The following is a 24,265-nucleotide window of genomic DNA, read 5'->3' on the forward strand; positions in this document are numbered from 1 at the left end:
CTATCATAATTAAGCATCAAACCACCCTTTTATCTTAAACCAAATTAATAATAATAAACTTACAAGTAGCATGACCCCTAATATTGTAAAATAGCCATAATGCCATTTGAGTTCTGGCATGTACTCAAAGTTCATGCCATATACTCCTGTGATAAATGTCAATGGCACAAAAATAGATGTGACTAAAGTAAAAGTCATCATAATGGTATTCATACGGTCAGCATTTATTGACAAATAGCTCGCATGGATATCCGAAGTCACATCACGGTTCGATTCAATCATTTCTGAAAGCTTCAGTAAATGATCATAAATATCTGAGAAGTAGATTTTCATTTCTTTATAATTTTTGAAATGATCAGAATTGGTTATCCGATACAACAAATCACGCATAGAATTAATCGTTTTTCTTAATTTTAATAAATTATTTCTGATTTCAAATAAATGATTTACTAATACGCGTATTGAATGTTTTTTAACATGAATACCAAGATTATTGATTTTATCTTCAATTTTATATACAGCTGGAAAATATTTGTCAACGATATTATCTAATATGAGATGCAGGATATATATATGATTTTTAGTGCCAATTGTATTATTCTCTATTATTTTTTGTCTCACTTTTTCTATTTCATCAATGTATGTTTTATGAAATGATACCATATAATTTTTACCAACAAACACATCTACTTCTTCCGTTTCTAAAGTTTCTTCATTTAAAGAATGAAACACAAAAAAATTATAGCCTTCATAGTAATCAAGTTTTGGCCTTTGTAAAAAATACATACAGTCTTCTATTGCTAATGCATGAAATTTAAAATAACTTTCTAAAAGTTTTACTTCTTCTTCACTAGGCCTATCAAAATCCACCCAATACCATTTTATTTCTTCGTTATTCATCTGATTAATATCTATATCCTGTATCAATTCTAATTTTTCGGTAATTGCCATTATATGTACCAATTTATATTCCCTCCATAGTAACTCCATTGTGCTCTATTCCATTAAACTAATTCGCGCAATTTCTATTCTGAAAATTCTTCATTTAAAATGGGATATTTTTATATATGATTTTCTAAATCTTTAAAAAATATACAATCTTAAAATTAAGCGATCAAAATATTATAATGTCTCAAGAATATCCAGACAGCTTTGTGGCATTTTGGGACGAACGTACACCAGAGATAGAGAATACACTCCCTCCAAAGACCACCCAACCCATTGTAAAATTTTTTAGAAGATCAGGGGGTAATAATGTGATTTTAAAAGGCTCTTTTTTGTCAATAATCTACAACCATATTTTTTTTATTTCACCAACAACAATCACTACAGATACAAACACATACACAGCATTTTTCCAATGCTTTTTCCAGTTAAAATTATCTTCAAAATATCTGGCATCAATAAGACGCCCTACATTCATGATCCCAACCCCACTCCACATGATAAGCCACTGTATTTCTTTAAAGGTAGTTTTACTAATAAAAAAATAATGTATCCCTATACCTATCATAACAATAGCAACCATCCACTGAATAACATTGTGAATTTTCTTTAATGCAGCTTTATCAATCATATTTCCCATCCTTTCTAATCGGTAAATAAACCCCTTCACATGTAAACTGTTTATGGTGTTATATCTATCATACGATAAAGTTATTTGCTTTTAAAGCTAAAATATTCTATATTTTAGTAAATCTATCCTATATTTGTCTCTTCTTCCTAAAAACAAAAGTACTTCTTATAAGGATGTGCCTCCAAAATAAAGGGGCTGTCGTAAAATAAGAAAAACTGCCAGTTTAATCAATTTAGTGATTTCCTGACAGCCCTTTTTATAATTTCAAAACCATAATTTCACATAACGATCGTAGCATATATATACAAAATCTACACATATACGTTTCTTCAACTATCCTATAATTTTTACTTGATATTTTCTCATCCACACATCTATCTGAATCAAATATGCAATTAATTGTGGGCCTGTCATCAACTGTCCAAACCACGGTTTATCAAATGATTTTCCACCCGTTTCTACAATTTCAAATACTTTATCATGATCAATAATTTGCAATATCGGTGAATTTTTGTCTTGAAGAATTTCTCTCATCCATTTTTGCACCCCTTCAGTATACATATGATGATGTGTTTTAGGATATGGGCTTTTTCTTCTTTCTAAAACATCCTTTGGTAAAATACCTTTTAATGCTCTTCTTAAAAGTCCTTTTTCTCTTGTATCGCAGAACTTCATGCTATTTGGAATATTAAATGCATATTCTACAAGGCGATAATCTGCAAAAGGTACTCTAACTTCTAAACTATTCGCCATACTCATACGGTCTTTTCTATTTAGTAACGTGATCATAAACCACTTAATATTAAGATAGAATAATTCTCTCATTCTAGCCTCTTGTGGTGATTCTCCCTTTAGCTTAGGCACATGTTTTATAGTATCTTTATATTTTTGACCTACATATTCCTCTAAAGGCAAATCTTTAAATTCTTTACCCAAAATACTTCTACGTGCTTCTATATATTTCAACCATGGGAAAGTGTCTGCTTTTATATCTTCCTGTCTTCTAAACCACGGATATCCTCCAAATATTTCGTCAGCACACTCTCCTGAGAGAGCTACAGTCGCTTTTTCTCTAACTTCTTTACAAAAAAGATATAAAGAAGAATCTATGTCTGCCATACCAGGTAAATCGTTCGCTTTAACAGCATTTTCTAGTGCTAATACTAGCTGAGAGTTGTCTATTATGATATTTTCATGATTACTTTTAATAAATCCAGCCACTTTTTCAGCCCATATATCATCTGAATTTGGTTGGTATTCATTGGCTTTAAAATATTTTTCATTGTCTTTATATCTCACGGAGAAAGTATTCAATGTCCCTTTTCCATCTCTTTCAAAAGCATTTGCTGCAATACTTGATATTGCACTAGAATCTAATCCTCCAGATAAAAAAGTGCATACAGGAACATCAGATACCAACTGTCTTTCAATAGCATCTATTAACAAATTTCTCGTATGCTCTATGGTTGTAGCGAAATCTTCCATATGCGGTTTTGCTTCTAACTTCCAATATTCTTTTAACTGCATGGTTGTCTTATTATATATTAAGTAGTGCGCAGGTGGAATTTCTTTAATATCTTTAAAAACGCCACTTCCCAAGGATCTTGAAGGTCCGAGTCCAAAAACTTCAAGTAACCCTTCTTTATCTATAACAGGTTCTACCATAGGATGTTCTAGTAAAGCTTTTATCTCCGATGCAAAAAGTAACCTATTATTCTTTTGTACATAAAATAAAGGCTTGACACCTAATGGATCTCTCGCTAAAAATAAATTCTTATTTTTTTCATCCCATATCCCAAAAGCATAAATACCGTTAATATGTTTTAAACAATCTATGCCCCATTCAATATAGGAAACCAAAAGCACTTCTGTATCCGAGTATGATTTAAAATAATGGCCTTTTTCCTTCAATTTTTCTCTTACTTCTTCTGTATTATACAATTCACCATTATACACGATTGTATATTTATTATCTCCTAACTGTCTAGTCATTGGTTGTTTTCCTCCTTGCGGATCTACAATCACTAGACGTCGATGCCCTAGCAATACATTTTCAGATACATAAAGATCCGAATCATTGGGTCCTCTATTACTAAGCATATCTGTCATTCTTTTGATTATACTAACATTACTTGTAATATCTCTTTGGTGCTCTGCCCATCCAGCAATTCCACACATGGCTCTCACTCCTTAAAATTTTCCAATATTCATAAATAATTGTTAATATATATATTCAATTACTTATAAATGTGTTACACCTATATCACTTTGATAAATTTTTTTCAAGAGCCAAGAGAATTGATCGTCTAGTTGTCTATAATAGCCTTAAATACAGTATCCATTATTCCCCTATATTTTAAACCGACTCATTTCACCATCTAGTTTCGTAGCAAGTACATTCAATTTATCTGCTGCTGTTGCAATTTGTTCCTCTGCCATGGCTTGCTGTTGCATAGCAGCATTCACCTCTTCTGATGAAGCTGCTGTTTCTTCTGATACAGCGGATATGCTTTGTATTGACTTTACGATTTCATCTTTATCTTGATTCAATTGATTTGTAAAACAACTCATTTCCTCAATCTTTCCTGTAACACTATTTATGGATTGTGATATCTTTTCAAAAGAATCATTTACTTCTACAACAGATTCATTTTCAGCTAAAGATCTTTCTTTTAATTCTTTCATGATACCTACCGTATGATTACTTTCCTTTTGAACATTTGTAATGATTTCTTTTATTTCATCGGAAGAAACTCTGGATTCTTCAGAAAGTTTTCTTATCTGCTCTGCTACTACTGTGAATCCTTTGCCTGCATCTCCTGCTCTTGCTGCTTCAATAGATGCATTCAGTGCTAAAAGGTTTGTCTGTCCCGCAATGGTGTCAATCGTTGCTAATATATTTCCTATATCTTTTATGCGATTATCTAAATCAATAATTGCTTTTTCAACTTTTTGTGTTCCTTCATTATTTAATTTTGTCTTTTCTTTTAACTCATTTACAACAACTTTACTTGTTTCACTTGTTTCTATTACATCTTGCGCTGATGTTCTTATATGATCAAAATTCATTGTTAATTTATTGAAGTTGTCTGCTAATTGTATTGTAAGATTTGCACTTTTTTCTGCTTCAATAGCTTGGTCTGAAGCACCTCTTGCAATAACTTCAATGGTTGCTGCTACCTCTTGCGCAGAAGCACTCGTTAATTCAGAAGTAGCCGCTAAATTTTGTGCAGATGAAGTAATTGCTACAGATACACCTTGTGTTTCCTTTGTAATTTTATGTAACTCTGCTACCATTCTATTGAAGTTTTCACCAAGTTGGCCGATTTCATCTGTTCTTTTAATCTTACGTTTTATTGTAAGATCTCCAGCACTTACCTTTTCCATATCCTTCACAAGGGTTTTAATCGGATTGGTTAATGATGTAGCAAATAAATAAGCAATCGATATCGCAATGAGCAGTGCAATACCCCCTACAATCAAAATATTTTCTAATATTACTGCTGTTTTTTCTTGAATTTCATCCACATACATATTGGCCATTACTTTCCAGTCTAATTTATCTAATGTACTGTATACAACAAACTTTTCATAAGTTTTTCCATCTTCCTCTTCCCAACTGTAATGAACAATCTCTTCTTTCTCTGTTTTTATTGCTATCGTAATGGCTTCAACCGGTAATGTTTTTCCTACAAGTTCTTTATTTTTATGGAAGATTACAGTCCCTGTATTGTCTAACACAAATGGATATCCACTTTGACCTATTTTTGTTTTATTGATCATATTTTCTAAAGTTTCTAATGTTATATCCGCTGATACTACCCCGATTAATTCTTTATTTTTATCATATACAGGCTTTGCTACTGAAACAATCCTTTTATTTGAAACATCATCTTGATATGGCTGGGTCCATATTAGTTTTTGTTGTTTTATAGCTTCTGTATACCAAGGCCTTTGGGTAGGATCATAGCCTGCTCTATATTCAGTACTAGGATAAGCATACATATTTTTATCTTTTGTCCCTAAATATATGGACATTACATCTTTGTTTGAATTTTTAAAGTCTTCAAATTTTTTCATTGCATTCTTTAAAGCATCTGGATTCGAATCAATTTCTTGCATCGCTGATTCATTGGCTATAAACGCTACAGATTTTTCAACTCCCTCTAAATAATTGGTAATAGATATATTTAATTGTTCAATAAATTGTAGCGATGATTCCTCCAATTCTGTTTGTGTTACCTTCACTGATTTTAAATAATCACTTGTACCTAGCGCAATTAATGGTAACGTGATGAGTAAAACAAATATGATGATTAATTTAAAGCGTATGCCTATTTTCTGTTTTTTACTTTTCTGCATATTCCTATTCATTCCTTTCTTAATGATTTATTCATTATATGCGTTAATGTATTTTGTCATTTTTTATAAATTTACCCATAATAGTGTCTATTTTATAGTATATATGAATCATCTTTCTAGTACGATATGCATATCAAGGTTTATTTACTGAAATTTCCTTATTTAAAATCAAAATCAAGCTTTTACGTGTATTTTCTCAAAATTCCAAAAAAGATTTTTGTTCTTTTTATCCCTCAAATTTCTTGAAAATATTAATAAAAAATGGCTTATGCCATTTTTATACATTAAGTACACTTTCTTTGCAAATATTTATTTTTTCTAATATTTCCTCCGCAGCAAAAATCCCTTCCTTTTCTGTAAAAATTATGTTTTGTGCTGCTTTACTTTCTCTATGGTCTTTATAAATTTCGCCATGCGGAGGAGAAATTGCATAGTCTGCCATTTTTAGCATAGGCAAATCTAATAAAGAGTCTCCTGCTGAAGCTACAAAATCTATATTTTCACATTCTTTTATATACTTTGTAGCTTCCCATTTACATACACATTTGGGTACAAAATATAGTTTTCTTCCTTGCAAAGAACCCTTCCAATTACGATGCTCTAGCCACTCCATAAATGAATTTAGTTTTTCCATAGGAATATTATCTCTTTCAACGATGCAATACGTAAATAAATTATCAGCTGTTCTTTTTCTTTTTACCCACTCTATTGATTCAATCTCTTTAAATTTTAATAACAAATCTTTAAAAGGCAAACACATTCTTTTTATTTTATTCCGGATGAATTGACTCCAGTATCTATCTACTTCACCATCAATGATGATATTCCCTCCATTACTGACGATTGCATATTTATGTGCTATTTTCTCTAAAATAGAAATTCTTCTATATTGTTCAATTGTACGGGTGGTAACGGGTATAAATAATAGTTCATCCGATAATTTTTTCAACTTTTTTATTGCGATCTCGGTCATAAAAGATATGGACTCATCCTCTTTTTTTTCAATCAACCTTATATCTTTATGATCCGAAATAAACTTTTTTGAGTAAATTAGTGTTCTGTCTAAATCACTTGCAAAGATCATATTTTTTTCTCCTTTAAAGGTTTAATCAGTCCACAACATTGATATGTCATATCGGGATAAATTTCAACAGGCACATTTTTTTCTTTTGCTAACAGTAAAATATGCTTCAAATTTGGATTTTTATTTTCTTTGATGAGTATTTTCCAGGGTACTCTTCTTAGTAATACTCTTGTGGTTTCACCAATCCCTGGTTTAATCAAATTAATATTATTGATCTTGAATTTCTCTTGCATTTTCTCAATATCTTTTAGTCCCACCCAAGTTGGAGCAGTAGATCGTTCTCCTTTTTGTAATGCTTCAGAAATAGCTTCTTCCACTACTGAAAATTCTTTCGTAATCGTGTCAATAAAGAGATTCGATACATCTGCATCTCCCAATTCTTTATAATATTTTGCACCATGAAAATCATTTGGTCCAATCAAATCTTTTCGATGAACGGTTCTGCTCACAAGTCCTGATACCGTAGAATTTAAACATGCACTAGCAATGAGAAAATCCTCTCTTGTACCAAATGTGCTGACACAATATCCCGGATCTGCAAGTACAGCTAAATCGTCATTTAAATGGATTCCATATTTTTCTTCAAATGCACTACATGCCTTCTCTAAGACTTTGGTAATGGCACCTTTTCCTGTCCATCCATCTACAAATTGAATGGCTTTATCTGGATGGTTTTTTAAGATATATTTTATGGCGTTTTCATCCATTCCTTTTCCTCTTATGATTGAAATGCTATAGTGTGGAAACTGAAGATCATATTTATATGCAATATAACGCTTTATAAGTATCCCTATAGGGGTCCCTGCACGGGCTAAAGAAACAATGATGGTATTTTTGCCTCTATTTTTTATGATTTTTTCAGCAACAATGCCTACAGCTGTTGCTAACTTTTTTGCGGATTCTTTTAAGGATTCTTGAAATAAATCTATATATTCAGATGAAGGCTTATACTCAATGGGAAGCATCTCTGAATAGTGTACACCACTCTGTATGGCTTCTTCACGCTCTTTTGTTTCTCTCTCTTGCATGATATTGCTAATATCTTTTAATAGAAATGTTACTTCCTCTTTATTGTAGCTTCCCATTTCACTAGGTTTTTCGGTATAATTCTCCTCTATACATATGACAATAGTTATATACGCAATACCTAATGTTTTGAGTACTTTTAATAAAGGATCTAATCTTTCTTTTGTAACTGCTCTTTCTAAAAATAGGAAAAGCGCATCATAATGTTCATACGGAATGTTATAAAGATAGTTCATCACAGAAGGGTCATCAATACTTTCAAAAGCAAATGTGTTTTTCGCCCCATAATCTGGGGAATCATAAGCATAAATTGGACTTCTCGTTGTAGATTGGTATCTTATCCCTTCTCCCATGTAAGATGCAATCTTCATAGGAATATACATAAATTCCCCTGTTCCAACGCATAGTGTTTTCTGTCCTTTTCGCTTTTTTTCTAAAATTTTTCCTATTTTCTTACATGTAAGATCTGTTGATTCCCGATCTTTACTCGTAATTCCAAACCTGCCTGTTTCTTTTAAATAAGGACAAGTATTTATCTTTCCTTGTGCATCCTTTGATGAAAACAGTAAAGTTTTAAAAAAAGATCCATTTTCTTGGCATTTATACATATTTATTTCTGAGTCTATTGGTTTATCTATCGTTTTTTGAACTGAAGTATTCTCCTCATCTACGATAGGCTTTCCTTCTACCTCAATTTCTCCCGAAACGAGTGAGATCGTATGCACTTTTATCCCTAACTTTTCCTCTAATGCATCATATCTTTTTCTATCTTGACTATTTCGCCAATCTAGGATAGATAGGACTGCATATTCCTTCCTTGGATAAGTTTTCTGAATGGCTTCAATAATATTGATAGCTGTTTTCCCTGTTGTAATCTCATCATCTATAAGCACTACAGGTGCTTTTGATGCCAATAGTTCGTTGTTTAATGGATAGAAATGATGACTGGTAGCATGGGAATGTTCTTCTTCAAAGTAGATCAAAGAATTTAGACCCAAAATATTTTCTCGCGTTGTATGAATATAGGTAGCATCTTTAGAAAAGCAGTCAAATACAGCATGCCCTAATGCAGTAGCTGTTTCTGCAAACCCAATAAATAGTACCGGTTCTGGTAAATGAAATTGTTTCTCTTTTAGATCATCGTAGATAGACACACAATCTACCGCATTCATCAATGCTTTTTTCAATGATTGGCTTTTAAAAAGATCTTTTTTATAGACTTCTTTCATATATTGTTCTGCCATGGCCCATCCGATGAGTAATGACAGCTGCGGAAGAACTGGAATGTGTTTTCCAAGGAGTTTGCTGACAAACAAAAACCCTCTTTTTTTATTTTTCCTTGCTGCCATTAAAAACAGTTTTTCCATAGGTATTTGATAAGGATTTTTTGTGATATTGATGGTTACCGATAAATCATTTTTTATATTATAAGTATGCTTTCTCTGCAAGCAAGTTTGTAAAGTTTTTTCCTTCATGATACACCCCATATATTTTTGATTTTTTCATAATTTTTCTTGCCCAATTTAAATGTGGTTTGATTTCATTCATTTTATTTGCATACTGACTTTTAATAACACCAACACGTCCATCATTATTTTCTATAATGCTTAAAGCATCTATATATTCTTCATGACTGACTACATATAAAGATTGCACAGGCATAATATGACTTGGATGAATAATTGTTTTTCCAACAAAACCATTTGATTTGTCCAATAAAATTTCCCGGATCAAACCATCTACATAAGCATCTAATAATTCATTTCGAATTTTAATACCCCGCTGCCCATAAGTCTCTTCAAAGGGACTTCTTCTTAACTGAGGCTTTAAAACCCGATCCCCACTCGAAAAATATTCCCATACAGGGGCAGATACCACATAATTCTTATCAATTCTCGTAAAATAGTTGAGTATATCTGCAATACAATCTCTAATCACAGCAATATCATAAATCGTCATGTCATAGTCTCTACGCAAACCAAATAAACTTGAAAAATCGGTTGCCCCTACCCTTACATTCAAAACATTTTCATAATTGATATCTAATATATTCCTTATGCTATTTAGAGATTTTATTCTTGTTTCGTGATAAATAATATCCGCCGTTTCTAGAATCGGCATGCCATATAAATGTTTTCCTGATATTTTATTGATTTTTTTTAGACTTTCGAAAAAAGCTTCTCCATTGCGCCATGAAAACTTTGGAAATGTGAATCCTGTTAATAAAAAAATGTTTTCTCCTATTTTGTCCGCAATGTGCATCATCTGTTCTTTATTTCTTACCCTCAGAAAAATCAATGGCAAATCCTCTTTTTTTGTCTCTCCATTTTTGATCGCTAAAGATAATTCTTTAAAGTGCTTACATACACGATTTTCAGCTTCCTTTACATCCTGATCCCCTATCGCATCTTCTAAACAAATCACCATAGATCGCATCTCTACATGCTTGTTTTTAATCAAATCTTGTGCAATATTTTCTCTTGTGGCAGGCATATACAGCGTTGCACCCATTGCATAAGATAAAAGCTCTTTTGGACTATCTCTATAAAAATCTTCGGGTTGTAAATAAAAAATAGATTGCTTTTCTTCAGGGGTCAAATAATTAAAATATCGCATAGCGTATCTCCTTTTATATTTCAAGCTTATAATAAAAATTCTACCATAAAAAACCTAGCATTAACATACATACGCAGCATATATACATTATATTCCACTAAAAATTTCTCTATAAACAAATAGAAACCCAAAGTCGATACTAATCAGACCCTTTGGATTTCTACATTGTTAAAATAAATTATTTCGTATTTAAAATGAACCAAATCATTCATTTCTTAGTCTACTTGTAATCCATAGTTTTTACAAAGTGCAGCTAGTCCTCCTTGGAATCCACTACCAATCGCATTAAACTTCCATTCACGATCATGACGATAAATCTCACAAACAACAAGCGCTGTTTCAACAGAGAATTCTTCCCCTAAATCATAACGTAGTACTTCTTCGTTTGTTTCTTCATTTACCACACGAACATATGCATTAGAAACTTGCCCAAAATTTTGTTGTCTTTGTAGTGCATCATGAATAGTAACAGTAATACCAATTTTGTGTACATGCGTAGGAATTTTATCAAATTCTATTTTTATTTCCTCATCGTCTCCATCCCCTTCACCGGTTCTATTATCTCCCGTATGAATAACAGAGCTATTTCCACCTTCTAGATTGTTATAAAAAACAAAATCATGATCATTTGAAACTTTTCCATTTTCTCCAGTTAAAAACGCAGAAGCATCTAAGTCAAAATCATGTCCTCCTGAATACTTATTTGTATCCCACCCAAGTCCTATAATCACTTTTTTAAGTGCCGGGTTTGACTTTGTTAAATCGATTCTTTGTCCTTTACTTAAATTAATAGACATACGCTCTGCCTCCCTTTATTCCTTAATATTTCTTCACAATTTCACTTAATGAAGCATCATGTGTTCCTTCACCAATCGCAGCAAATTTCCACTCTGTATCATGGCGATAAATTTCTCCTACAATCAAAGTCATTTTTCCTGCATACCCATCTGTCAAATTATACCTTATGACTTCTTGGTTGCTTGTTCCATTTGTTACACGGATATATGCATTTTCAATCAATCCAAAATCTTGTTTTCGTCTTATACAATCATAAATATTTACAACAAATACGAGCTTATGAATATTTGCAGGAACAAGTCCAAGGTTTATGATGATTTGCTCATCATCCCCGTCTCCCTCACCTGTAAGATTATCTCCTGTGTGCACAACACTGCCACACATACTTCTTAGATTTCCAAAATAGATCAAATCTTGTTTTCTAGTCAATTTATTATTGCTATCTAGCATAAGTACAGACGCATCACAATCAACATCTGCATTATTGCTTCCTCCCCCAAAAATACCTGATAAGAAACCGCCCCCAGGTTTCTTTTGAACGGGATCCCATCCTAACCCAACCATAATTTGAGATAACCCAGGATTTTTTTTCGTCAAATCAATCCTTTGACCTTTTTGTAAATTAATTCCCATACTTTCTCCTCCTTTAGTCGCAAAATTCTGTTATGAACAGATTATATACAGCATTATTTATATATAATATTAATTCTAACTTTTTCTTAAAAATCCTTCCAAATTTTTCTTCTATTTTGAAGAAGGAATAAACTGACGCATCCATGAACCAAACCCACCAGGATTTCTGCTTTGAATCAGTACCGTTCCAGGTCCTTTGAATCTACATACCAATCCTTCTCCAGAAGTAAAACTTGAAATCCATCCCTTTGATGCTTTTTCAATACTATACTGCATATATTCAGGCCAAGCTACTAAGTGGCTATTATCAATAATCATCTCTTCACCAGCAGGAATATTTACTGCATGGATTGCACCTAGAGAATTGATAAATACCGTACCCTTTCCACTTATTTTAACAATAAAAAATCCTTCTCCTGAAAATATTCCTTTTGCTAAGTTCTGCATTTGTGTAGCTACTTCAATATTTTGCGTCGCTGCTAAAAAACCATCCTTTTGCACGTACAAACCGTAAGAGCCATCTAGTTCTATATCTTCAATTCCACCTAATGCAGAGGGTGCTAATAACACTTCTCCAGGTCCACGATTTGCCTTTAGCATTTGAAAGAAGAATTTTTCTCCTGCAAGCATTCTTCCAAGCCCTTTCATAAATCCGCCTTCAGCGCGTCCTTCCACATCCATTGTACTAGACATAGACACCATAGCCCCTGATTCTGCTTTCACCATCTCGCCTTTTTGTAGTTCTATTTGAACCATTGGAAAGGCTTCTTTATACAGTATTTTATAATTCAATTTTCTCACTCCTATATTCTATTTATATTATTCGAGATAACTACTACATATTTTATTAAAATTTAATTATGCCATAAACATTTGGTTTTGATCATATGCTTATTGTATGTTATAAAAAAGGCAGAGCCTAGGCTCTCCCTTTTTTTATTTTATTACATATTGATTCCGAAATTTCCACAAAGAGCAGAAAGTCCTCCTTGGAACCCACTCCCGATTGCATTAAATTTCCACTCACTGTTATTACGATAAAGTTCACCTATCACAACAGCTGTTTCGATACTAAAATCTTCTCCAAGATCATATCGAATCAATTCTTCATTACTTCCTTCATTCACAATTCGAATGAATGCATTTGATACTTGTCCAAAATTTTGACTTCTCTCCGTTGCTTGATGAATTGTTACGGTAAAAGCAATTTTTGCTACATTTGCAGGCACTTTACTAAGATCAATCTTTACTTGCTCGTCATCTCCATCCCCTTCACCTGTCAAATTATCTCCAAGGTGAATTACGGACTGCGCTGCATCCTTTAAATTGTTATAAAATATAAAGTCTTTCTCACTTGTAACTTTTCCATTCTCCCCTAGCATAAAAACAGCAGCATCTAAATCAAAATCTGCGCCACCATCATATTTGTTTGTATCCCACCCTAAACCTACTAATACCTTTGTAAGACCAGGATTGGTTTTTGTTAAATCTACCTTTTGTCCTTTTTGTAAACTGATTGCCATAATAAGACCTCCTATTTTCTGTGTTCTTAATATGTTTCCCATTACTTATATTTCTTCTCTGATCCCTAAAATCCTCCTATTTTTGAAGTATTTTTCAAAGTCTCTAAAAATATACCTCTATAGATTAAATTGTTCTATTAAATGTTTTAATTTATCCATAACAGAAACCATTTTATCTGTTTCTTCTCTCATAAGCTCCATAGAACTATTTTCTTGTTGTGTAAGCGCAGATGTTTCCTCAATAGATGCAGAATTTTCCTCTGCAATGGCTGCGACCTGTTCTACAGAAGAACTAATTTCTTCATTATGCTTAGAAACTCTTTCTAGATTTTCAGATACCTGCTGAATCTTTTCTACCATTTTTGGCATTTGTTCATTGATATTATTAAAACATTCTTCAGTATCTTGGATTTGTTTTGTTCCACTTTCTACTTGTTTATATCCCTCCTCTAAAGATTGTGTCATGCTATTTGATTCTTTTTGGATATCTTCTACAATGCCTCTTATTTCGGTAGCTGAATTGCCAACTTGCTCAGCAAGTTTTCGGATTTCATCTGATACAACAGCAAACCCTCTTCCTGCTTCACCTGCTCTTGCTGCTTCAATGGCTGCATTTAATGCTAAAAGATTTGTTTGCTCTGCGATTTGATTGATCACTTCAACCAGTTGTGATATATTTTGGGCTTTATGATTTAACTTCTGTACTTTTTCAACAGACCCTTTTACCACATGATTGATATGATTCATCTGATCTACAGATGCTAAAATTTGCTGATTTCCTACATCTGCTACAGCTCGGACTTCTTCTGAACTAGTTTTTAGTTCTTCGCCTGTTCTTGTTGTTTCTTCTATTAACTTCCCTAATTCGTTAATAGCATGTGCAATCTCTGTAGATGAATTTGCTTGTTCTTCTGCGCCCACAGACATTTCCTGCATAGTAGCCGCAATTTGTCCACTTCCATTTCTTACTTCTTTTGCAATATTCATAAAAGCATTACTTTGTCTATCAGCTTCTTGGGATACCCCTCCCATTTCTGTAATCATTGCCCTTAAGTGATCCACCATTTTGTTAATAGCAGCTGCTAATTGCCCAATTTCATCTTTTCCTTCATAATGAATGCGCTCCAAAGTAAGATCTCCCTGCGCGGCATTATCAGCGACTACAATAATAGTATTCAAGCATTTTCTAATGTTTCTACTAATAATGATCATAATAACGACACTAAAAAATGCACAAATTCCTACCGTAATGATCAGCATCCATATTGCCTTTTTCATGTTTTCATCTACACTTTTTATTGCTACTTTTCGTTCTTTTTCTACAATCTCTTTCATTTTTTCTAGTAAAGATACTGTTCTACTTCGAATAGCAGAGGTTGTTATTTTTTCAGCCACCAAATTTTTTTGATTGTTCGTTTTTACGGATAAAACGATTTTTTCTGTAAGCAGGCTATGTACTTTTTCATTGTTACTTACAATATGATCATAATAAAATTTGAGATCCCCTGTACGGTCTGTATCAATAATCGGTTTTATCTCATCTAATAAAATTTGGAACTCACTTCTAACTGCTTCATAATCATTTAAATAGGAATCTTTCTTAAAAAAGATAAACTCGCCAATACGTACATCTTTTTCTCGGAATAAAGAACCCATCTTCGTAATCATGATCACACGATGATCCGTATCCTCTACATTTTTCACATTCTTTTTCATTTCCAATATGGAGTAGATCGTCACACTAGCTGAAACAATAAAAAATATGAGTACTATAAATAGAACGACCCCATATTTATACCCTATTCTTACGTTGTTCCATCCTAGCGTCTTCTTTTTTGTATTTTGTTTTATTTTTTTTTGTTTAAGTATTTTCTCTTTTTTCACCTTTGTACACCTCTCTTACTCTTCTGCCTAAAAGCATGTCATTCAAAACACATTTCTATATTTTACTAATTATGCGTTTACATACTATTCTCCACGATTTTGTAAATTCCTTCTTTAAATTTAATATTTAACCTATAATTGGATATATAGTCTTATTTTTCTGTTATTTGAAATCATCCGTATTTAATCAATTTTTATTATGTATTTTATGGATTCCAATCTCTTGAATCTTTTGTTGAGAAATTTTCCACAAACTGATAAAATGGATATCATGGTAAAAACAATAAAATTTAAAAATTAGAAATAATAAAAAGGAGGAAGATTCAATGTTTGATTGGATTAGCAATATATGGATTGCCATTGTGATGCTATTTGCTATGGCGTGGGTGATTAATGTAGCATCCGATAAATTAGGAGACGTTTTACATGTATTAGGATTAAAATTAAATATACCAAATTCTGTAAGGGGTGCAACCTTTGATGCCATCGCATCATCTTTTCCAGAATTTTCAACAGCTATGGTTGCTGTAGTGGTTTACAAAGAGTTTGCAGATGTAGGCGTTCCTACTATCGCTGGTTCAGGAATATTCAACATCTTACTGATTCCAATGCTTGCAATATTTGCTTATCATGGAACAGATAAATTAAAGGCAGATCCATCTGGGGTTTATCGGGATATGGTGTTTTATACCATTAGTATTTTAACTTTAATCATTACCGCTTATTTCGGAAAGTTTACACCTGTTTCAGGGGTTATTTTAATCTGTATTTATGTAGGATATATCGTAACATTATATCTTCAAACAAAGAAATATCAACAATCACGTACCCTTGGAGAGCAAATTGCAGATACAGCAGATCTAAAGCATGAGCTTGATGAAGAAGGTGAAGATGAAGATTTTGTTGATATGCCTTATTCAAAAATCTTTGGGGTTATTATAATAACCATGGGACTTTTATGGATTAGTTGCGATGCCATCGTAAAATCAGCTATCGTTATTTCAGATACTTTTGGTATATCAAAACTTATTGTTTCTGTCGTTATATTAGCTGCTTGTACTTCTATCCCAGATACACTATTATCTATAAAATCTGCAAAACTGGGCGATGCAGATGGTGCAGTATCCAATGCTGTAGGATCAAATATATTTGATATTTGTATTTGTCTTGGGTTTCCAATGTTGATTGCAGGAAAAGAAATTCCAGTAAATTTTGGTGAAAATATTATCATCTTTGCCTTTTTATTGTTGTCTATGCTCACAACAGCAACACTTCTCCTTAAAAAAGATGGTATAGGAAAAAAAGATGCCCCGATCATGGCCATTGTTTACGGATTATTTATTCTTTATGTAATCGGTGTAGCCGTTGGTTTTATTCCACTTAATTTATTAGCATAATCAAAAATGAGATGAAGATTTTCTTCATCTCATTTTTTAAATTGTACTAATGTACTTTACGATCTAGGAAATATTTTATCTCTATACTTTTCTAATGTTAAAATCAAAGGATACCCTATTCCATAACAGGCAATCAATTGTCCTAATGTTACCCAGCCCATCGTAATAATAAGAGGGGCACCATAAAGATAATTTAGAATAAATCCTACAACAATCCCATTCACTACAACAGGTGGAAGTGGTGCTAACCATTTCTTCGGCATCTTATATGTTAGATAAGCTGCCAACAAGGTAGCCATACTCCCAAAAACAATGTCAACCAGCCCATTCCCACCAACAATATTTGCTATAATGCATCCTACAAATAACCCCGGAATAGCCGCTGGCATAAACATAGGTAACACGGTTAAACTTTCAGATACTCTTACCTGAATTGGCCCATAGCTATAGGGCGCAAACAAAATCGTAAGCACCACATAAACGGCGCCAATCATTCCTGCCTGCACTAAAAAATTTGTTTTTTTCATTTTTCAACCCTCCGTAGTTTTGTTTAGTGTCAGGATATTGCGAACTGACAACTCATTTCCATGCATTTTCAATCACACTCAAATAGCTTGAAAATACACAAATTACAAAATGTATATTATCATGTTTTATCATGTATTGTCAATTTAGATTAGCAAAAGATTAGCAGAAAGATGCCTAATCGATCTCAAAAAATAATATTTTTGGATATTAGAATATTCAAGTAAATAAGTGAAATACTAATTAAAAACCGACCTTGGAGGAAAAACGAGTGAATAAAGAAGCTATTTCTGATAAACAAGGGATATCTCTTATAGTTTTATTTATAATAGGTTCCTCTTCAATCGCTGTATCTGGACTAGATGCTAAAAAAGATGTATGGCTAGCTATTATTATGGCCATGTTGCTGGCAATGTTTATACTATTGATATACGCTAGACTTCAATTTATTTATCCTAACAAAGATTTATTTGAGATTATTGAAATCTGTTTTGGAAAATTTATTGGAAAAGGAATGATAATATTATATACTTGTTTTTTTCTTGATTTAACAGCTAATGTTTTAAGAAATTATGGAGAATTTATAAACATAGTTTCTTTTCATAATACACCTCTAGTTATACCAATGCTATGTATCATTATCCTATGTGCTTATGCAATAAAACAAGGAATTGAGATTTTAGGTAGATGGGGAAGTTTTTTCATTATAATACCTATTGTTAGCTTATTAATTGTCGTATCGTTATTAATTTCAAAGATGCACATCAATAATATTCTACCTGTATTGAATAATGGAATAAAACCAGTTTTCAGAGGAGCTTTTGGCGTATTCTGTTTTCCTTTCACTCAAATATTACCATTTACTGTAGCTTTCTCCACATTTAAAACAAAAAGATCTCCTTATATAGTTTACATGCTAGGGTTATTTATAGGAGGAATAGTAATCTTTGTAACTTCTTTAACGGATATTTTAGTAATAGGCATAAATGATGCATCAAGTCTGTACTTTGCAACATATACTGCTGTTTCAAGAATAGATATTGGGAACATTTTGCAAAGAGTAGAAGCACTATCGGCGATTATATTCATCTTAGGCGGCTTTGTTAAAATAAGCATATATTTGTTATCCACTTGCAAAGGAATTTCTAAAATATTTGAATGTACTGATTATCGATTGATAGTAATTCCTATTTCTCTATTGGTAATTAATTTATCTTACTTATCATTTGATAGTTCAATGCAATATTATGAATTTGATGCTGACATATTTTCCTATTATATTTTTCCATTTCAAGTAATTTTACCTATTATTATACTTATTGTTGCTGAAATAAAGAAGAAATATAATTGCATTAAAGTTTGAAAGACCCTTATCCATATAATAGATTTTAAGTTTTTTAAATAATATTTTTTCACACCCTTGTCATTTCTATCATACTTATGTTAATATAGGGTGAAATAGTTATATATTAAAGCGATGAAAGAGATGAGTAATCTCCATGGTTACAAAAAAGAGAGTAGACTGGGTGGTGCAAAGTCTATAGTACATGGAAAGATGAATTACACTCTGGAGTTTCAAAGGTAAAAACTTTGACGGTTCCCACACGTTATTGTGGATTGAGGCATAATGGATTGAATCATCCCTTATGCAAATTAAGGTGGTACCACGGGCTTTCTCGTCCTTATATTGATGAGAGGGTCTTTTATTTTTTGATAAAAATAGGGAGGTTTTTAACATGACAAATGTTTTTGATGTGCTAAAGGAGCGTGGATTTATCCAACAAACAACACACGAAGATGAAATCAGGGAACTTCTTGGAAAAGAATCTGTATCCTTTTATATTGGCTTTGACCCAACTGCTGACAGCTTACATGTAGGTCATTTTCTTCAAGTCATCACCATGATGCACATGCAGCGTGCAGGTCATCGTCCAATTGTATTAGTTGGAGGTGGTACAGGAATGGTAGGAGACCCAACTGGAAAAACAGATATGAGAAAGATGATGACCCCTGAAACGATAGCATCTAATTGCAAATGTTTCAAAAAACAACTTTCTAGATTTCTAGACTTTTCTGATGGTAAAGCGATTATGGCCAATAACGCGGATTGGTTGATGAATTTAGAGTATATTCCTTTCTTAAGAGAAATCGGAAGACATTTCTCTGTAAATCGAATGCTTACAGCCGAATGCTTCAAAAGTCGTATGGAACAAGGTTTATCTTTTCTTGAATTTAACTATATGATTATGCAATCCTATGATTTCTTAGAACTTCATAGAAAATATAATTGTAAGCTACAGCTTGGCGGGGATGATCAATGGTCTAATATTATTAATGGTGCTGATCTAATCAGAAGAGTCGATGGTGAATCAGCTTATGGTATGACCTTTACACTCCTCACAACAAGTGAAGGGAAAAAGATGGGAAAAACAGAGTCTGGTGCCCTTTGGCTTGATCCTGAAAAAACATCTCCTTATGAATTCTACCAATACTGGAGAAACGTCGCTGATGCTGACGTTGAAAGATGTCTATCTCTGCTTACGTTCCTTCCAATGGATGAAGTAAGAAGATTCGGTGCACTAAAAGATGCAGAAATTAATCAAGCAAAAGAAATCCTTGCTTACGAAGTAACCAAATTGGTACATGGACAAGAAGAAGCACAGAAATCTCAAGAAGCCGCAAAAGCACTTTTTGGAAAAGGTCCTGCAAGTGAAAATGTACCGTCTACTGAAATTTCAAGAACTGAGTTTATAGAAGGCATGGACATCATGGATTTACTTACAAAAACAAATTTAATCCCATCTCGTAGTGAAGGTAGACGTTTGATTCAACAAGGTGGATTATCTATAGATGGTGAAAAAATTACAGATTTGAAACACAAGATTCAAGAAGCAGATTTTAAAGAAGGTACATTGATGATTAAAAAAGGCAAAAAAATATATCATCAAGTAAAATTAGTATAATTCATTTTAAAATTTATTTTTTCCATAGCAAAAAGAAACAAGTATGACTACCTCTACTCGTTTCTTTTTGTGTGGATAACCTTTCTTTTTTTTAAATAACTGTGGACCAATCCATGTATTTATTCAATGTATCCACAAATCTTTGAAGCCCTTTTGCATCCATTTCATCAAATCGTCCCTTTATAGGGCTATCAATATCTAGTACACCTATAAGTTTTCCTTCATACACAATAGGAAGCACGATCTCTGACTCCGAAGCACTGTCACATGCAACATGTCCTGGAAATTCGTGAACATCCTTTACAACTTGAATTTTTAATTCCTTTGCAGCAGTTCCACACACGCCTTTTCCGATCTGAAGATGCGTACATGCAGGTTTTCCTTGAAATGGCCCTAATATTAATTCTCTATTTTTATATAGATAAAATCCTGCCCAATTTATCTCATCTAGGAGTAAATTTAAAAGAGCTGAAGCATTTGACAGATTTGCCAATCCATCTGATTCTTCACAAATTAATCCAATCAGCTTCATATTCATGTAGTTATAAAATTTTCCTTTATCATCTGTTTTTACTTTTTTTATTTCATTCATATATACGCCTCCTGTGACTATACTCGTTTAAAATTCTTATTCCATCTGTATAAAATCATTTTTAGTGGCTCTTATCGTGTAATTTATAATAATCTTTTCTTTAACTTTTCCCCTAACGCGTTTTCAAAATAGGGGTTAACTCCCCAAAATTCTTTGAATTTTCTGTATTCTTCTACTACTTCTTGATTTTTCTTATTAGTCTTTATAGCACGTATCAACAAATTTTTAGGGGTATGCTCTAAATCAATAAACTCTAATATTTGTGTTGTATAGCCCATAATCTCTAATATATTTGCTCTTATACTATCTGTAATGAGCGCAGACATTCTTTCTTTAATAATACCATGCTTCTCCATAGGGTTCATCAAAGAATTATGAATTTGATCAAATAATTCATGCTGACAGCATGGCACAGAAAGGATAATATCTGCATCCCATTCTATGGCTTTTACAAAAGCTGCATCTGTTGCCATATCGCAAGCATGAAGCGTTACAACCATATCTACTTTGTCTGCACCTGTAAAATGTTCAATGTCTCCGATCATAAATTTTAGATCCTCATAGCCTAAATCTTTAGAAATCTCATTGCAGTGATTCACTACATCTTTTTTTAAATCCAACCCTATGATATTCACATGAAGCTTTAAGATATCCACAAAATAATGATATAGTGCAAAGGTTAAATAAGATTTTCCACAACCAAAATCGATAATATTTATTTTCTCCGTTTTTTTCTCTAAATGTGGCACTACATCTGCAACCATTTCTAAGAATCGATTAATTTGGCGAAATTTATCATACTTTTGCGCCAATACTTTTCCATCTTCATTCATCACACCAAGTCTTATTAAGAAAGGATTTACCTCATTTTCAGGAATCATATGATTTTTCTTTCGATTATGTTCTAAATTTATGCTTTTCTTTGTCGGTGGTTTCTCTAATATTTTAACTTTTAATTTTTTACTAATCAATATTTGAACATCTGCATCTTTTGTATAGATCTGCCCTTGTTTAAATTGCTCTTCAAATAAGGTAACCGTTTTATTGATCATCGCATCTTCTTTTATATTCTCATGGGTGACTTTTTTGGGGTAGTTGTAAGTAAATTGATAAATATATTCACCTTTTACTAATATAGGACGTATGGTAACTTTGTTATAATTTTCAATATCTTTTTTTCTTGCATTGCTTAAAACGCAGTATATAAGAGATTGATCTTTTATGATCTGCTCTATTCTTTTCCGTATATTCTCCATATTAAAAATCTTCCTCTCATTTATTCATCAATTTATTTTTTATTCCATCTAAATTTGCGCATTATCCTGTATCAGTTATTTTCAATACGTTTACCTGCGACCATATTTTGTGCGCTTCGTTCTTGAGGATACTTAAGTATTATTATATCAAATAAAGCCACAAAATATATATACTCCTAAAAAGACTTTACTAGGCTTATATCTTTCTTATTAATCAATATATCTCTTTTACTTTTACTTTTTCTTCTTCTTTTAAAAACATAGATCCACCGATTAATAAGATCACGCTACTTATTAGTCCAATGTATAAAGCATTTATCCCCCTTATCCCAAATATTCCCCACAATACGGAAAGAATAGGTGCCACAACGATTGCTACAACCCCTGCTTTCTTCTTTACTTTTCCTTTAAAATAAAGTGCTCCTAATAGTGGGATGAATATGGTTGTTCCCCTTAAAGCCATCGATAAAAATCCCCACTTTAATATGAGTGAATTCATATTTGTAAATACCATTATTATTGTAAGAATAGATATGACACATACACATGTTCTTAAAACAAACAACTGTTTTTTATCATCTGCTTCTGGATGCATACATTTTACATATATATCACGATTGATCATCGTACTAATTCCTAATGTTAAGCCTGCTCCCGTACCAATAACAGATATAATCATTGTTGCTATAGCGATCCCTCCAACCCAAGGATCTAAATAGGTAAGAATAAAAGAAGGAAGGGCTTCTTTCGGTATAATATTTGGGTGAGATGCACGCATATATAAACCAATCAGCGTAGAGACTAAACCTATTGGCGGAATCAAAAGTGCAGAAATGTACACCCCTTTTTTTGATTCCTTTTCATTTTCACCTGCAAACACTGCCAATAAGTACGTCTGTGTAGATACAATACCCACTACTACAGAAAATCCTTGGGCAATGGCAGTCCCTACCCCATCACTAAACAAATTCAACCATGGATTTTTTGGGAAACTAGATAATAGTCCACTTACCCCGTTAAAATGCTTATAACAAATGATCCCGCTAATCATTAATGTGAAATATAACAAGAATGCTTTTACAATACCCACCTTGCTCGTACCCATAAATCCACCAAAAAATATATATGATATGATAAGTCCAACCGTTATGATTACTGCCACGGCTTCTGTCACCTGAAACATAGATGTCATGATTGCTACAGATGAAAGTACTTGTCCTGTAATGTGAATAAATATTGCAAAAGAAGTAATGCTACTGGCTGCAATCGCTGCATATTCTCCATAAGTTAAAGCTAAAAATTGAGATACAGTATCTACTTCTGCTCTTCTTAATGGACCTGCTACAAACATCCCTAAAAATACACACGCGATACTCGAACCTAGTGTAAACCACATCGCATTGACACCTGTTTGAAAAGCTAATTGTGCAGCCCCTATTGTTGAACCGCCTCCAACAATTGTAGCCATAATACTTCCAGCTACGGAAATACCATTTAAGTTTCTTCCTCCTACAGCAAAATCTTTTGAGCTTTTCACATTTTTTGCTGTATAATAGCCTAAATAAGATACAAGGAAAAGGGTTATAAAAGTGCTCACATAATGAATTTCAGTAATCATAATATCCTCTCTTTTCTTTATGACTTTTCATTATCATTCTACCATTTTTCCTTATCCTGTATATATAACATCTCATAATTTTATATGTTTTTTATAGAATCCTTTCTTTTAATTGAAATATACTACTTTATTAAGATTGAATGTTTCCAACATCTATCACGATAGGCTCTGGACGAAGTGGCAGTATTTTAACACCGGTATTCTATATTTGTGCAACAGCAGGTAATGCTTGGGGACAAATTATAAGCGGACACAAAAGCGTATATCCAAGTCAAATTCTTATGGTAAACAAATCCCCTTCAATGGATTTTCAAGTAAATTGTGAAATCGGAGAAGTACAGGAACCTAAGATTAAAGATAAACATAAAATATTTAAACGATTTTATGAAAATAAAGGGGTATAAGTAAGTAA

The 24,265-nt window shown here is 32.6% G+C and carries 20 protein-coding genes and 1 other annotated feature; of the genes, 4 read left to right on the forward strand and 16 right to left on the reverse strand.

What is annotated here, in order from left to right; all coding sequences use genetic code 11:
• Nucleotides 1–9: 9 nt before the first annotated feature.
• The 12 genes from corA to EV214_RS10550 form a co-directional block, all read right to left on the reverse strand.
• Complete coding sequence (corA, locus tag EV214_RS10495) at nt 10–963, reverse strand: magnesium/cobalt transporter CorA (RefSeq protein ID WP_132245512.1); 954 nt, start codon at nt 961–963, stop codon at nt 10–12.
• A 325-nt stretch (nt 964–1,288) separates the two neighbouring features.
• Nucleotides 1,289–1,576, reverse strand: coding sequence for a hypothetical protein (locus EV214_RS10500; protein WP_132245514.1), 288 nt, complete (start codon nt 1,574–1,576; stop codon nt 1,289–1,291).
• A 333-nt stretch (nt 1,577–1,909) separates the two neighbouring features.
• On the reverse strand, nt 1,910–3,754 hold the full coding sequence (gene asnB, locus EV214_RS10505) for an asparagine synthase (glutamine-hydrolyzing) (protein WP_132245516.1): 1,845 nt from the start codon (nt 3,752–3,754) through the stop codon (nt 1,910–1,912).
• Between the two features lie 171 nt (nt 3,755–3,925).
• Nucleotides 3,926–5,938 (reverse strand): methyl-accepting chemotaxis protein, encoded by a 2,013-nt coding sequence (locus tag EV214_RS10510; protein WP_165916332.1) that lies wholly within the window; start codon nt 5,936–5,938, stop codon nt 3,926–3,928.
• 277 nt (nt 5,939–6,215) lie between these two features.
• Nucleotides 6,216–7,022: an HAD family hydrolase gene (locus EV214_RS10515; protein WP_132245520.1), complete on the reverse strand. Its 807-nt coding sequence runs from the start codon at nt 7,020–7,022 to the stop codon at nt 6,216–6,218.
• Nucleotides 7,019–9,523 (reverse strand): phosphoribosyltransferase, encoded by a 2,505-nt coding sequence (locus tag EV214_RS19485; RefSeq protein ID WP_132245522.1) that lies wholly within the window; start codon nt 9,521–9,523, stop codon nt 7,019–7,021. The genes EV214_RS10515 and EV214_RS19485 overlap by 4 nt, the downstream gene beginning before the upstream one ends.
• Nucleotides 9,474–10,664 (reverse strand): HpcH/HpaI aldolase/citrate lyase family protein, encoded by a 1,191-nt coding sequence (locus EV214_RS10525; RefSeq protein WP_132245524.1) that lies wholly within the window; start codon nt 10,662–10,664, stop codon nt 9,474–9,476. Before EV214_RS10525 ends, EV214_RS19485 begins: the two co-directional genes overlap by 50 nt.
• 215 nt (nt 10,665–10,879) lie before the next feature.
• Nucleotides 10,880–11,461 carry a TerD family protein gene (locus EV214_RS10530; RefSeq protein ID WP_132245526.1) on the reverse strand — a complete coding sequence of 194 codons (582 nt, stop codon included), beginning with the start codon at nt 11,459–11,461 and terminating at the stop codon, nt 10,880–10,882.
• Nucleotides 11,462–11,483: 22 nt separating this feature from the next.
• The gene (locus EV214_RS10535) at nt 11,484–12,095 is read right to left on the reverse strand and encodes a TerD family protein (RefSeq protein ID WP_132245528.1); all 612 of its coding nucleotides are present in this window, start codon (nt 12,093–12,095) and stop codon (nt 11,484–11,486) included.
• A 111-nt stretch (nt 12,096–12,206) separates the two neighbouring features.
• Nucleotides 12,207–12,887 carry a TIGR00266 family protein gene (locus tag EV214_RS10540; RefSeq protein WP_132245531.1) on the reverse strand — a complete coding sequence of 227 codons (681 nt, stop codon included), beginning with the start codon at nt 12,885–12,887 and terminating at the stop codon, nt 12,207–12,209.
• Between the two features lie 152 nt (nt 12,888–13,039).
• Nucleotides 13,040–13,618 carry a TerD family protein gene (locus tag EV214_RS10545; protein ID WP_132245533.1) on the reverse strand — a complete coding sequence of 193 codons (579 nt, stop codon included), beginning with the start codon at nt 13,616–13,618 and terminating at the stop codon, nt 13,040–13,042.
• Between the two features lie 117 nt (nt 13,619–13,735).
• Nucleotides 13,736–15,502 (reverse strand): methyl-accepting chemotaxis protein, encoded by a 1,767-nt coding sequence (locus EV214_RS10550; protein ID WP_132245535.1) that lies wholly within the window; start codon nt 15,500–15,502, stop codon nt 13,736–13,738.
• A 326-nt stretch (nt 15,503–15,828) separates the two neighbouring features.
• Between EV214_RS10550 and EV214_RS10555 the strand changes: the two genes are divergently transcribed.
• On the forward strand, nt 15,829–16,899 hold the full coding sequence (locus EV214_RS10555; protein ID WP_132245537.1) for a sodium:calcium antiporter: 1,071 nt from the start codon (nt 15,829–15,831) through the stop codon (nt 16,897–16,899).
• A 56-nt stretch (nt 16,900–16,955) separates the two neighbouring features.
• On the opposite strand, the gene EV214_RS10560 is transcribed toward EV214_RS10555, so the two are convergent.
• Nucleotides 16,956–17,426, reverse strand: a complete 471-nt coding sequence (locus EV214_RS10560; protein WP_132245539.1) for a QueT transporter family protein — start codon at nt 17,424–17,426, stop codon at nt 16,956–16,958.
• A gap of 269 nt (nt 17,427–17,695) precedes the next feature.
• Between EV214_RS10560 and EV214_RS10565 the strand changes: the two genes are divergently transcribed.
• Both EV214_RS10565 and tyrS read left to right on the forward strand, forming a co-directional pair.
• The gene (locus tag EV214_RS10565) at nt 17,696–18,787 is read left to right on the forward strand and encodes a GerAB/ArcD/ProY family transporter (RefSeq protein WP_165916333.1); all 1,092 of its coding nucleotides are present in this window, start codon (nt 17,696–17,698) and stop codon (nt 18,785–18,787) included.
• 105 nt (nt 18,788–18,892) lie between these two features.
• Nucleotides 18,893–19,111 (forward strand) — a binding site (T-box leader).
• A 49-nt stretch (nt 19,112–19,160) separates the two neighbouring features.
• Nucleotides 19,161–20,387, forward strand: a complete 1,227-nt coding sequence (gene tyrS / locus EV214_RS10570) for a tyrosine--tRNA ligase (RefSeq protein ID WP_132245543.1) — start codon at nt 19,161–19,163, stop codon at nt 20,385–20,387.
• 91 nt (nt 20,388–20,478) lie between these two features.
• On the opposite strand, the gene EV214_RS10575 is transcribed toward tyrS, so the two are convergent.
• From EV214_RS10575 to EV214_RS10585, 3 genes are all read right to left on the reverse strand, one after another.
• Nucleotides 20,479–20,979, reverse strand: a complete 501-nt coding sequence (locus EV214_RS10575; protein ID WP_132245545.1) for a GAF domain-containing protein — start codon at nt 20,977–20,979, stop codon at nt 20,479–20,481.
• Between the two features lie 83 nt (nt 20,980–21,062).
• A complete protein-coding gene (locus EV214_RS10580) occupies nt 21,063–22,235 on the reverse strand; it encodes a class I SAM-dependent methyltransferase (RefSeq protein ID WP_207669674.1) in 1,173 nt (390 codons plus the stop codon).
• Between the two features lie 214 nt (nt 22,236–22,449).
• Nucleotides 22,450–23,853: a sodium:solute symporter family protein gene (locus EV214_RS10585; protein WP_132245549.1), complete on the reverse strand. Its 1,404-nt coding sequence runs from the start codon at nt 23,851–23,853 to the stop codon at nt 22,450–22,452.
• 140 nt (nt 23,854–23,993) lie between these two features.
• Here EV214_RS10585 and EV214_RS10590 point away from each other — a divergent pair, with 140 nt between their 5' ends.
• Nucleotides 23,994–24,257, forward strand: a complete 264-nt coding sequence (locus EV214_RS10590; RefSeq protein ID WP_132245551.1) for a hypothetical protein — start codon at nt 23,994–23,996, stop codon at nt 24,255–24,257.
• The last annotated feature ends 8 nt before the right edge of the window (nt 24,258–24,265 follow it).

It is taken from the genome of Marinisporobacter balticus (genome assembly GCF_004345705.1).
GTDB classification, from domain to species: domain Bacteria; phylum Bacillota; class Clostridia; order Peptostreptococcales; family Thermotaleaceae; genus Marinisporobacter; species Marinisporobacter balticus.

Excerpts from the sequence above, each read along its gene's own strand:
- EV214_RS10500 (WP_132245514.1), bottom strand. The coding sequence starts at position 1,576 with ATGATTGATAAAGCTGCATTAAAGAAAATTCACAATGTTATTCAGTGG.
- asnB (WP_132245516.1), bottom strand. The coding sequence starts at position 3,754 with ATGTGTGGAATTGCTGGATGGGCAGAGCACCAAAGAGATATTACAAGT.
- EV214_RS10510 (WP_165916332.1), bottom strand. The coding sequence starts at position 5,938 with ATGCAGAAAAGTAAAAAACAGAAAATAGGCATACGCTTTAAATTAATC.
- EV214_RS10515 (WP_132245520.1), bottom strand. The coding sequence starts at position 7,022 with ATGATCTTTGCAAGTGATTTAGACAGAACACTAATTTACTCAAAAAAG.
- EV214_RS19485 (WP_132245522.1), bottom strand. The coding sequence starts at position 9,523 with ATGAAGGAAAAAACTTTACAAACTTGCTTGCAGAGAAAGCATACTTAT.
- EV214_RS10525 (WP_132245524.1), bottom strand. The coding sequence starts at position 10,664 with ATGCGATATTTTAATTATTTGACCCCTGAAGAAAAGCAATCTATTTTT.
- EV214_RS10530 (WP_132245526.1), bottom strand. The coding sequence starts at position 11,461 with ATGTCTATTAATTTAAGTAAAGGACAAAGAATCGATTTAACAAAGTCA.
- EV214_RS10535 (WP_132245528.1), bottom strand. The coding sequence starts at position 12,095 with ATGGGAATTAATTTACAAAAAGGTCAAAGGATTGATTTGACGAAAAAA.
- EV214_RS10545 (WP_132245533.1), bottom strand. The coding sequence starts at position 13,618 with ATGGCAATCAGTTTACAAAAAGGACAAAAGGTAGATTTAACAAAAACC.
- EV214_RS10555 (WP_132245537.1), top strand. The coding sequence starts at position 15,829 with ATGTTTGATTGGATTAGCAATATATGGATTGCCATTGTGATGCTATTT.
- EV214_RS10560 (WP_132245539.1), bottom strand. The coding sequence starts at position 17,426 with ATGAAAAAAACAAATTTTTTAGTGCAGGCAGGAATGATTGGCGCCGTT.
- tyrS (WP_132245543.1), top strand. The coding sequence starts at position 19,161 with ATGACAAATGTTTTTGATGTGCTAAAGGAGCGTGGATTTATCCAACAA.
- EV214_RS10575 (WP_132245545.1), bottom strand. The coding sequence starts at position 20,979 with ATGAATGAAATAAAAAAAGTAAAAACAGATGATAAAGGAAAATTTTAT.
- EV214_RS10580 (WP_207669674.1), bottom strand. The coding sequence starts at position 22,235 with ATGGAGAATATACGGAAAAGAATAGAGCAGATCATAAAAGATCAATCT.
- EV214_RS10585 (WP_132245549.1), bottom strand. The coding sequence starts at position 23,853 with ATGATTACTGAAATTCATTATGTGAGCACTTTTATAACCCTTTTCCTT.
- EV214_RS10590 (WP_132245551.1), top strand. The coding sequence starts at position 23,994 with ATGTTTCCAACATCTATCACGATAGGCTCTGGACGAAGTGGCAGTATT.